General features: G+C 70.7%; 1 pseudogene. It reads left to right on the top strand.

Annotated features, from left to right (window positions below):
• Positions 1–426, top strand: a pseudogene (locus KDL01_RS42210) (aminotransferase class I/II-fold pyridoxal phosphate-dependent enzyme); the annotation flags it as partial.

Genomic DNA, 426 nt, shown 5'->3' with positions numbered 1-426 from the left:
CTCCAAGGCGTTCGGCGGCTCCGGCGGCTTCCTGCTCACGCACGACCCGGCGGACGTGACGCTGCTGCGCCGCGAGGCGAACCCGATGGTGTTCGGCCACTCCAACATGGTCACCCACATGCTCGTGAACGCCGAGTCGGCGCGGATGCACCTGGACGGCACCGTCACCGAGCTCCAGGACGCCCTGTGGGCCAACACGGAACTGTTCGACAAGGTCAACAGCGGCAACCAGCTCGTCAACGCGGGCACCCGCTCGCCGGTGCGCGGCCTGGCGATGGACACCGAGGAGGCGGCCTTCGACGGCGCGGTCCGCCTGCGCCGGGCCGGAATCCTGTGCTTCCCGGTCTTCTACCCCGTCGTCGCGCAGGGCACCGGGTTGCTCCGCTTCGCCCTCTCCGCACGGCACACGCCCGAGCAGATCCAGGC

Origin of the sequence: Actinospica durhamensis (assembly GCF_018139695.1) — a bacterium.
Taxonomy (GTDB): Bacteria; Actinomycetota; Actinomycetes; order Streptomycetales; family Catenulisporaceae; genus Actinospica; species Actinospica durhamensis.
This window is presented reverse-complemented; position numbering and strand designations above follow the sequence as displayed.